This is a genomic window from Pseudomonas sp. TAE6080 (assembly GCF_018732265.1).
Classification (GTDB): domain Bacteria; phylum Pseudomonadota; class Gammaproteobacteria; order Pseudomonadales; family Pseudomonadaceae; genus Aquipseudomonas; species Aquipseudomonas brenneri.
In genome coordinates this window covers 1-9,607 of the sequence record NZ_JAHIDY010000081.1, presented here as the reverse complement: position 1 = coordinate 9,607, position 9,607 = coordinate 1, and the positions used below count along the sequence as shown (strand labels likewise).

At 55.9% G+C, this 9,607-nt stretch carries 11 protein-coding genes and 1 pseudogene; 4 read left to right on the top strand and 8 right to left on the bottom strand.

Annotated elements, in window-relative coordinates; genetic code table 11:
* Positions 1–115 precede the first annotated feature (115 nt).
* From KL786_RS28925 to KL786_RS28910, 4 genes and pseudogenes are all read right to left on the bottom strand, one after another.
* Positions 116–337: pseudogene (locus tag KL786_RS28925) on the bottom strand (type VI secretion system contractile sheath small subunit); the annotation flags it as partial.
* A 761-nt stretch (positions 338–1,098) separates the two neighbouring features.
* Positions 1,099–1,461, bottom strand: a complete 363-nt coding sequence (locus tag KL786_RS28920; protein ID WP_215519787.1) for a DUF2388 domain-containing protein — start codon at positions 1,459–1,461, stop codon at positions 1,099–1,101.
* Between the two features lie 26 nt (positions 1,462–1,487).
* A complete protein-coding gene (locus tag KL786_RS28915; protein ID WP_215519786.1) occupies positions 1,488–2,807 on the bottom strand; it encodes a sensor histidine kinase in 1,320 nt (439 codons plus the stop codon).
* A complete protein-coding gene (locus tag KL786_RS28910; protein WP_215519785.1) occupies positions 2,800–3,474 on the bottom strand; it encodes a response regulator transcription factor in 675 nt (224 codons plus the stop codon). Before KL786_RS28910 ends, KL786_RS28915 begins: the two co-directional genes overlap by 8 nt.
* Before the next feature lie 34 nt (positions 3,475–3,508).
* Here KL786_RS28910 and KL786_RS28905 point away from each other — a divergent pair, with 34 nt between their 5' ends.
* Positions 3,509–3,997 (top strand): hypothetical protein, encoded by a 489-nt coding sequence (locus tag KL786_RS28905; protein ID WP_252193890.1) that lies wholly within the window; start codon positions 3,509–3,511, stop codon positions 3,995–3,997.
* Between the two features lie 336 nt (positions 3,998–4,333).
* Here KL786_RS28905 and KL786_RS28900 read toward each other — a convergent pair whose 3' ends face one another.
* From KL786_RS28900 to KL786_RS28890, 3 genes are all read right to left on the bottom strand, one after another.
* Complete coding sequence (locus tag KL786_RS28900; RefSeq protein ID WP_215519784.1) at positions 4,334–4,783, bottom strand: hypothetical protein; 450 nt, start codon at positions 4,781–4,783, stop codon at positions 4,334–4,336.
* Positions 4,784–4,973: 190 nt separating this feature from the next.
* Positions 4,974–5,582, bottom strand: coding sequence for a LysE family translocator (locus KL786_RS28895; RefSeq protein WP_215519783.1), 609 nt, complete (start codon positions 5,580–5,582; stop codon positions 4,974–4,976).
* Positions 5,583–5,687: 105 nt separating this feature from the next.
* Positions 5,688–6,083, bottom strand: coding sequence for a MerR family transcriptional regulator (locus tag KL786_RS28890; protein WP_215519782.1), 396 nt, complete (start codon positions 6,081–6,083; stop codon positions 5,688–5,690).
* 73 nt (positions 6,084–6,156) lie between these two features.
* Here KL786_RS28890 and KL786_RS28885 point away from each other — a divergent pair, with 73 nt between their 5' ends.
* Both KL786_RS28885 and KL786_RS28880 read left to right on the top strand, forming a co-directional pair.
* Positions 6,157–7,221: an SDR family oxidoreductase gene (locus KL786_RS28885; RefSeq protein ID WP_215519781.1), complete on the top strand. Its 1,065-nt coding sequence runs from the start codon at positions 6,157–6,159 to the stop codon at positions 7,219–7,221.
* A 147-nt stretch (positions 7,222–7,368) separates the two neighbouring features.
* Positions 7,369–7,779 (top strand): VOC family protein, encoded by a 411-nt coding sequence (locus KL786_RS28880; protein WP_215519780.1) that lies wholly within the window; start codon positions 7,369–7,371, stop codon positions 7,777–7,779.
* A 43-nt stretch (positions 7,780–7,822) separates the two neighbouring features.
* Here KL786_RS28880 and KL786_RS28875 read toward each other — a convergent pair whose 3' ends face one another.
* The gene (locus tag KL786_RS28875) at positions 7,823–8,428 is read right to left on the bottom strand and encodes a LysE family translocator (protein ID WP_215519779.1); all 606 of its coding nucleotides are present in this window, start codon (positions 8,426–8,428) and stop codon (positions 7,823–7,825) included.
* A gap of 66 nt (positions 8,429–8,494) precedes the next feature.
* Here KL786_RS28875 and KL786_RS28870 point away from each other — a divergent pair, with 66 nt between their 5' ends.
* Entirely contained in the window at positions 8,495–9,412 is a 918-nt protein-coding gene (locus KL786_RS28870; RefSeq protein ID WP_215519789.1) for a LysR family transcriptional regulator, read from the top strand.
* The last annotated feature ends 195 nt before the right edge of the window (positions 9,413–9,607 follow it).

Below are 9,607 nucleotides of genomic sequence, written 5' to 3'. Positions count from 1 at the left end.
AAGTCAATGGTTTCTCCTTCGACCATTACGTCGGTGAGGTGCAGGGAGCGGTCCAAAGTCGTATCGACGCTGCAGCTTGGCGAACTCATCTGAGGCGTTGATTGCCTGGATGTGCTGCAGGGCACGCACCACGGAGGACGCTGTCAAAGTTATTTTTGTGCGTATAAACTTTTTCTCGAACAGAAAGTGGAGGCTGCTCCTCACTATTACTGTAATCACCCATGACCATTAACTTTAGTGGCCATTCGACTTTCTTCTGGGCGCCACCGGAGTGCAGGTCTAGCTTCATATTGACCCGCGTCTTTGGCACTTCATTTGGGAAACTATTAGAAACCATAACACCTCCCCTCCAGACTTTTTTGCAGCAGCAAGTGCTGATGCGAAACCAATACTGAAATCAGTGCATATAGCCGACGCGTCATATAGCGCACCAGCCACAGCACATAAATTCCATTTCTAAATGGTGATTACTAGCCTTCACAGCGCACCAGGGATCATTCAGAACAAAATTAAGGAATTATCCTACAAATAAGCTTATTAAAATTCGGGAACCTGCACCGCGATTGTAGAAGGGCTGGTTGATCAGGGCCTCAAGCCTCTTACTTGAGTAGGTGACGTTTTGGTGGAGCATTTTCTCGCAATGAGCCCCCCACACTCTCAACGTCAATCTGCCGGAACCTTCCGGAAAAATGTTTTCAAAGGAATCACAAACTCAATTAGGCGGCAGAAGAAGCTGTAGTGGGATTGAACTCTTCGAGCCAGAGCTAAATAAAGAAATAAAAATATGCCGATCAAACGTTATCGACAGTACTGGACAGGTAAGAGTTTACAAAACCAGTACTCATAACGGCATAGTCATACTCGGCACAAAAATTTAATGGCACTCTTAGACAGGGGGGTTAATATTTTAGGATTCTGTAAACTATCCCCGCCCCTATCCGACAGAGTGAACACCTGGCTCTGGGCCCAGTAAGTCATGCCCCGGTAGATCGCCGAGATGTCACGCAGCAGCGACCAGGCATCAGCCTTGCGCTGCTGGTTCAGGTTGCAGATGAAACGCGGTTCCATACCGCCCTTCCCATCCAAAACCCTGTTTCGCTAGCGCCATTCATAAACCAAAACTGCTTCAGCCAGCTCGATGTCGCCGGCTGTGCCCGCCTTATTCTGAGCACGCAAAACCTCGAATGCAGCCTCCAAGCTTGCACCTCGAATAGCGCCATCACTCGCGACGAAAGCTGCAGCATCATTGCGAGCTGCAACTACCTTTGGGTCGCCTTTTTTTGAACTATTCCGGCTACTTTCTTGACTGTCTTCAGTCAGCGTAACGGGGAAAAGAGTCACGGCAAGACTTGATGAAACAACCGCTCCAAAGGCCGAGACTTTGACCGGCCTGCCATCACCCGCGATCACAGGAAAACTGCACGAAAAACCGAGCATGAGTACAACAATCAGTTTGCGCAAAATCCCACCTCCCACCCCAACACTGCTCACCCTATTCCCCCCGGCGCGCCAACACCCTGCAAGCTCGTGAACTCCAGAGCGACCGTAAAACGTTGCTGCTCAAGTATCACATCAATCTTCCAACCCAATTTTGCACATAACTGGCGCATCAACTGCAACCCCAGGCCGTAGCCGAAATCGCTGGATTCCTCCCCCGGTTTGGCTTCCCTGATGTGATTGGCAATCAGCAACCGGGGGTAGCTAAAGTTGATTTCTACCTGGCCTTCTTCCGCATATTGCAGCGCGTTACGCAGGAAGTTACCGATCACGATGCGGCATGCTGTGGGAGGTAATCGGCAGGGCTCGCTGTGGATGTCGACAAGCAGCTCGATATCCCGGTTGCCGATCAGGTAGCGATGTTTGTCAATCAACTCACCCACCAACGCGCTCAGGTCAATGTCTTCCTCCGGCAAGGGTTCGGGACGCTCGCGGCTCATCCACAGCAAGGTCTCAGCGATAAGCTGCATGTTCAGTACCGAGCGCTCAATACGTTGCAGAGGGGGTGGCAGGACACCACCAGACTGCAGGGTCAACAGTTCTATATTGGCCTTTAGCACCGCCAGCGGAGTCCGCAGTTCATGGCTGGTGTAGCGCAACAGGCGACCTTCGCGCTGGCTGGCGGCCTGCACTTGCTCAACACTCTGGGCCAGGGCGTCGGCCAGCGTATTGAACTCCTTGAAGCTGAAATCAGGGCGCTCGCCGGCCATTGCGTCCGGGTTTTTCAGCGTGCTGGACCATTGGGCCAGGCGCCCCAGCGGCCGTACCAGCCACCAGACCAACAGGGCAATGATGATCAGCGCCGGCACGAACACCGCCAGGCTGATGAACGCGACGCCCTGCAGTACCTGGTCAAAGTAGGCATCGGACAGCGGCGTCTCCACCTCGCCACCCTCTTCGTGATCATGGTCGACGTCATACATATAGAGGGTCTTGCCGTCACCCAGGGGCTGGGAGAGGAGCGCCCGGACCTCTGCGTCATCATCATCGGAGTCTATATCACCGAAAACCTGAACGGCGCCAAAGGACATGCTCGGCGGCGCGTCGAGCATGCGACGCACACTTTGCGGCAAGGCTTCCTTGCCGATAACCGACTTAAAGAAGTAGTTGTGCGGTGGTGGCGTGCTCGGATCCTTGGTGTAGTGCCTGACGAAATACTGCGCCTCTTCTTCCATCATCGCGCTGGCGGTGTAGAGCAGGCCGCGCACGGTGTAGACCGGCAGCAACTGGCTGTAGATCAGCAACACCACAGCAATCAGGAACAGGAAGCTGCCGCTGATCACCCACTTCAGGCTCAGCCTATTACGCATGGGGTTTGACCTGAATACCAACCCCAGGCAGGGTGTGGATCAACGGCCGGTTGAAGGGTTTGTCTACCGCCTTGCGCAGCCGATGCATGTGGACTTTGAGCGTATTGCTGTCCGGTGGTTCGTCACCCCAGATGCTGGTTTCCAGGCGTTCGCGGGGGACCGGTTCAGGGCTGGCGCGCATCAGGTATTCCAGCAAGGTCCAGCAGATGGGCGACAAATGCAGCGCCTGCCCGGCGCGGCTGACTGTGCGGGTGGTCAGTTCCATCACCAGGTCATCCACCTGCAGGCGACTGGTCTGGCTGCTGCGGCGCATGCTCAGGGCGCGGATCCTGGCCACCAGTTCGGCCAGCTCGAAGGGCTTGACCAGGTAGTCGTCGGCGCCTGCTGCAAAGCTGGCGAGCTTGTCCGAGAGAGCGTCCAGTGAAGTGAGCATCAGGATGGGCGTCTGGCTGCCTTGCTGGCGTAAGCGTTCGCATACTTGCTGGCCGTCGAGGCGCGGCAACATGATGTCCAGGAGAATGACGTCGTAATGCTGGGCGAGTGCCAGGTTAAGACCGGCCTGGCCATTGCTGACGTGGTCGCAGACCATGCCGCTGATCTCCAGGTACTCGATGACGGTAGTGGCCAGATCAAGATTGTCCTCGACCAGCAGCAGGTGAATATGCACGGGAAAGCCCCCTCGGGCACAGGTTGCGCAGAGGTTGAAGGATATCGGAAGTCGAGCGATTTTCCGTGGATGTTTACCTGGCGTTAACCCGGCACTGTCTAGGCTGGACGCTTCCTATCCACGGGTCATCACCGTCATGAACCTTTATTCGATAGTCAAAGGGCTCCTGAACGCCGGCGCCAGCTACACCTGGCAATTGGTGATATGCCTGGGGCTGATTGTGTGTGTGACGATTGCGATGGGTGCCTATATCGTCCATTTGAATGCACGCATTGATAAGCAGCGCGAACTGTCGCCGGTGTATCTACATGAATGTGAAAACGGGCGCGGGGGCTTTATTGTCTACCCCGACGGCAGGCGCAGCAGTGACAGCTGCTACCCAAGCGATGAAGCTGAATCGGCGGGCATCGACCAAATGCCGGACCTGTCAGGCCCACACCGCGTGCAATGGCTCAAATACATCCTGCCGAACGTTAAGGGCCTTCGCAGTCCAGACGCCAACCCCAAGCTCCCGACAGTCTGATCAGCACCTCAGAGCCCCAGCCAGAACCCCAGCACAGCAGCCTGAATGTCGAATCTGATACGCTTTTTTCTTTATCACCTGCATCTGTACCGAACACGCCACAACCCCGACAATGGCTCATCGGCAGGAACCCTCCAGCCGCCCTTCTTCCTTTTGGAGGCCCCATGGCTAAGATGGCAATTTTTCTGTTTGGGTTTCTGGCACTGACCATTGGGATCGGCCTGCTGGCCACCATCTCACCGGTCTGACACTGGGGTGTGAGGCATGGTGCGCGTGATGCACAACTGACTTCTGGCATTACTTCATCAAGCGCACAGTTTTGCGTGTTTCAAACCGTCACTTGATCCATTCGGGATGGACGTTCATCAGCTCGCCGGGCTTGTCCGCTACGCCGTTGCAGCAGACGTAACCGTTGTACAGATAGAGCCCGGGGTAACTATTAAAGCTCACGGGGTCAATGCTCATGTACCTGGCGTTAGTCCAGCTCGAATAGGCATACAGGTAGCTGCGGCTGGTAAACGATAGGTACTCTGCCGTGCCGACGGTAACCATGTACCAATTCCCGGAGCCATAGTTGACCACCAGAAATTTCGAGGCCTTGGCAATATCCGGGGTGGTCATGACGTATCCATCAACCATCACCAAATAGGTGGCAGGTGCTGTGGAATAGTCTTTAAGAAAGGCCAACTGGGAAGACGGGTCTTTCAGCTCATTGGCAGAGCCTCCGACCTCAGGGTTGGTTTGCAGCTTGTCCGAGCCCGGCGGGCTCATTAATTCCTTCGACATTGGGTGACACTCCATTAACTTTAGATTGATGGTTTAACGATCCCCTCCAAAAAACACCATTGGCTGGAAAAACAGAAAAACCGCAGACTGCAATTAATAGTGCGCAAGCCCCTTGCTGCTCGATACTGTCACTTCTCACAGTTCGGTAGAGTGTTTCGGGATAGGTCCAGGGTTTTATATCTCGAACCCATCACCCCAGAAAAAACATCGGGTACAACGACAGCACCAACAGCCCCGCCATCGACCAGTTGAATAGCTTCAACCAGCGCGGCTCACGCAGGACATTGCGCAAACCGGTGCCACACCCCGCCCAGACGCACACACTCGGCAGGTTGACCACTGCAAACACCACGGCGATGACCAGTACGTTAGTGAAGTAGCCTTCAGCCGGCGTATAGGTGGTGATCGCCCCCAACGCCATGACCCAGGCCTTGGGGTTGACCCACTGGAACACCGCGGCTGCGAGAAAAGTCATGGGTTTGCGCTTGCCGTGCGTGTCGTCCGACATCGCGCCAGAGTTGGCAATCCTCCATGCCAGGTACAACAAGTACGCCGCCCCGATATAACGCAACGCGGTGTACGCCCAAGGCAACGCCTTGAACACCTCCCCCAGGCCCAGGCCAACCGAAATCACCAGCACCATAAAGCCCACGCTGATCCCCAGGGCATGGGGAATCGAGCGGCGAAAACCGAAGTTCACGCCCGACGCCAACAGCATGGTGTTATTGGGGCCTGGGGTAATCGAAGACACGAAGGCAAACAGCGCAAAGGCCGAAAGCAGGCTGGTAGACATGAGCATGGTGCGGCATCCGGCAAATGATTGTTGCCCTGACAGTAGAGGGTTCTGTGGCGCCCTGCCCCGTACAGCTGGGGGCAGATCGAGAGATACAATTCTCTTTAGAACCTAAACGGGCCCGGGTGCCTGACTGTAAATGACGGTCTGCCCCAGCGCGATGGCACTGGCCTCAAGCCGCAAGCGCTCCGCATCCAGGAAGCCATGCAAGACCTTGAGATGACTGATCTTGAGTTCAATCTCAGCCATTTTGTCCGCCACCAATGCGGCACCCTGGGCACAGTCGATCGTACTTTGCCGTTTGGCCTCAAGGATCTCGCCGATTTCGGCCAGGGAAAATCCCATCTTCTGCGCCATCTGAATAAACTCCAGATCCAATGCCGCCTGGTCACTGTAAACACGGTAGTTATTGGCTCCCCGCTGGGCCTCGATCAACCCGAGCTGCTCGTAGTAACGCAAGGTATGTCGCCCGATACCGCTCTTGCGCTCCAGCTGTGCAACTTTCACCGTAAATTCTCCTTGACTATAGAGTTAGCTCTACAGTTTAGCCTGCGCACTTTATCGAACCAAGGAGTGCGCTATGAACAGAGAATGTTTTGTCACCGGCGGCAGCGGCTTTATCGGACAGCATTTGCTGACTCGCCTGACCTCTACGGGACACAAGGCCTGGGTGCTGATGCGCGACGCTTCAAACCTTGAGAAGCTCAGGGAGCAGGTGCGCCAACTGGGAGGAGAGCCAGACCTTATCCATGCGGTTCAAGGCGACCTCAATCAGCAAAAGCTGGGGCTCAGTGAGGCCGATCGACAGCGCATTGCCTCAGCCTGTGTGGTGTTCCACGTCGCCGCTCAGTTCGCCTGGGGCCTGTCGCTGGAGCAAGCCCGCGCAGTCAACGTAAAAGGTGCTCTGCAGGTCGCCCAATTGGCGGCAAGTCAACGCAGCCGGTTGTTGATGGTCGGCGGCTATATGCTGCAGAACATCGCGCACCTGGGCAGTATTGGCATTGATCACCAATGCCCTGAAACCACCGATTGGCCCGCCGTATACAAACGTGTGGGTGGGTACGAGGCCAGCAAGCTGGAGGCGCACTTTGCGGTCATTCGCTACATGCAGGCGCAGCGGGCCGCCTACACCATCGTGCACCCTGCGACAGTGTGTGGGCATAGCAAGAGTGGGCATATCCTGGCCGGTCAGCCCGTGGCCGAACTGATTCGCAACCTGGCAACCGGCAAGCTGACGGCAATTCCTGGATCGGCCCAACACTGGTTGCCTTTGGTCAGTGTCGATTACCTGGTTGCCTTGATGGTCGCGACGGCATTCGACACTGCCATGGCAAACCAACAGGTCTTGGCACTGGACGAGCACACCCCCAATCTGCAAGGGCTGCTCGCGTACATGGCGTCCACCGTGGAAGTGCAAGCGCCCCGCCATCATCTCCCCCTGGGCTTGCTCAGATGGCTGCTAAAAATCCCAGGCGTGTCCACGCACTTTGGCACCAACCCCGAATCCCTGAGTTTCATCCGGACCGAGCGCTTTGATATGGTTCAAAGTAAGGCGCTGGAAAACCGATACCAGTTCAAGCATCCTGATATCAAGGTAACACTGGAAAAAACTGCGCGATTCGTCAGGCACACACTACTGAACTGAAGCAGGTTTTACCCCCGCAAATGACATATGCACTCGAAAACCGGACATCGCACACACTAGGCTCCATCCCAATAGCACCCTCTGCTGGCAGGCCCAATAACAGCGCTGTACTTTGACTTTCAGCCCTATAACCCTCAAGGAGTCGGCATGTTCAGCCACGTCACCGTCGGAACAAACGATCTGGATAAAGCCGCCGCATTCTACGATGCCGTACTGATCCCACTGGGCCTGTGCCGCCGCCCTGTAACCCCGGATGGCGGGCCGGCTTGCGCATGCTGGATCAGCGCCGGCAGCCCGTTGCCGCGCTTCTATGTCTACTCCCCCTACAACCGCCAGGACGCCACTGCGGGTAATGGCAGCATGGTGGCTTTCTCTGCCCCCTCGCCAGGTGCAGTAGACGTGGCCTATGCCGCTGGAATGCTGGCTGGCGGAATCGATAACGGTGAGCCAGGCCCGCGCCCACATTATGGCGACGGTTATTACGGTGCCTATCTGCGGGATCTGGACGGGAACAAAGTGCATATCGTGCATCGTGGCGATATGCAGGCAACGGCATGAAGATCAGCCAAACCCTGTATGAATATTCAACCCGGCCATAACGTTAGGCAACAGTCAGTAATATCCCGAAGCTCACGAGTGCGGCACCAAAAATCCGGTCAATCCACTGTCGGGCGGCCATCAATTTCTCGCGCACCCTCCCGGCGGAAAAGCACAGTGCGACGAGACTGAACCACAACACATGCGCCCCGGCGATAAATAACCCATAGGCGATTTGCACAGTGATAGCGGTGTCCGGCCGTACGACACCCATGAACAGGCTGACAATGAAGATCGACGTTTTAGGGTTCAGCGCATTCGTGAGAAATCCCATCCGCAGCGCTTCCAGATCTGACATCACCGCAGGTGGCGCGTCCAGTTGTTCAACCGCTGGCCTGGAACGAAGCATTTTAATGCCCAGGTAGACGAGATAGGCAGCGCCAGCCAGCTTCAACGTATTGAACAGCCAAGGTGTCTGTTGCAGCACCCACCCTAAGCCAAGCAGCGTGTAGCACACATGGACAAGCACCCCCACACCAATCCCCACAGCCGTGAGGACGCCCGCCCGTCGAGACCGTAGCAACCCATTGCGAGAGACCATGGCGAAATCGGGCCCTGGACTGATGCATGCAAGGAGTGTGATGGTGATTACTACTATCCATTCGCCCATGGTGTACCCTTTGAATTATTGGTCGTGTAAGCCAATAATTACAGATCTTCTGCTTGGGTAATAACGATTATTTCTGAAGAAAATAGTGACTACAACTCACTTATTTCTGAGGCACGCCTGCCCTCTTTGCTCGCACTGCGTTGCTTCGAATCCGCCGCACGCTTCGAAAACTTCGCCCGTGCGGCTGACGAACTGCATCTGACACCCGGCGCCATTAGCCGCGCAGTGCGCCTGCTTGAAGAGGATTTAGGCGCTGAGCTGTTCGAGCGGCGTAGCCGAAGGGTTTTTTTAACAGATACCGGAAGGCGCCTGGCCAAAGCGGTGAGTGAAGGCCTCGGGCTGATGAACCAGGCCGTTCGCGAGATACGCAGCGACGCCCGGCGTGCTCGCCGACTTGTCTTGTCCTGCGAGCCAACGCTGCTGATGCGCTGGTTGATCCCGCGCTGGAGCGACTTCCAAACACGTCATCCAGGGCTAGACATTCACCTGGTTGCCGGCGGCGGCCCCTTTTCATTCAACCAGGGCATCGACCTGGCCATTCGGCGCGACGATTTCCCCCGGCCCTCCGGTTATCATGCCGAAACGCTTTTCGCAGAAAAGGTCGGCCCTGTCTGCCGCCCAGAAAAATCTGACCTATGGTTTGGTAAAAACCGAAACGCTCTGCGCTCCTCGGCCCCCCTGCTTCAGACGACTAGCCGACCTACGGCTTGGCAGGAGTGGGCTGCTGCAAAAGGGTTACCCACTCCGGCTATGGAAATGCAGTCTTTTGAGCACTTCTATTTCAGCATCCAGGCAGCTGTTGCAGGCCTTGGAGTCGCCATTGGCCCGTGGCACCTGGTGCGCGACGACATTCAAAGCGGTGTGTTAGTCGCGCCCTTGGGATTTGTTGAAGATGGCTCGCGCTACTGCCTGCTATCTCCTTCTGCCCCCAAGCCAGGCAGTGTGGAAATGGCGTTGTTTAAGTGGTTGCAGGCCGCGGGCTGAGCTTTTTGGGTTGTCAGTTGCACCCGCTGCAAACCCGTCGTCTCATGCTGGCTGTCATATCTGTGATTTGCACAGCGGCATGCAACGCTCACTTAATAAGTTTCTCTTAAAGAGCCTGGCGCTTGGCCCCCTTTAAAAGCGCCTAGGGAAACTCTGAAAAAGACTTTCTGATTTGGCAAAATACCGCGACCCCAC

Coding starts and splice junctions, on each gene's coding strand:
- KL786_RS28915 (WP_215519786.1), bottom strand. CDS start 2,807: ATGCGTAATAGGCTGAGCCTGAAGTGGGTGATCAGCGGCAGCTTCCTG.
- KL786_RS28900 (WP_215519784.1), bottom strand. CDS start 4,783: ATGTCGAAGGAATTAATGAGCCCGCCGGGCTCGGACAAGCTGCAAACC.
- KL786_RS28895 (WP_215519783.1), bottom strand. CDS start 5,582: ATGCTCATGTCTACCAGCCTGCTTTCGGCCTTTGCGCTGTTTGCCTTC.
- KL786_RS28885 (WP_215519781.1), top strand. CDS start 6,157: ATGAACAGAGAATGTTTTGTCACCGGCGGCAGCGGCTTTATCGGACAG.
- KL786_RS28880 (WP_215519780.1), top strand. CDS start 7,369: ATGTTCAGCCACGTCACCGTCGGAACAAACGATCTGGATAAAGCCGCC.
- KL786_RS28875 (WP_215519779.1), bottom strand. CDS start 8,428: ATGGGCGAATGGATAGTAGTAATCACCATCACACTCCTTGCATGCATC.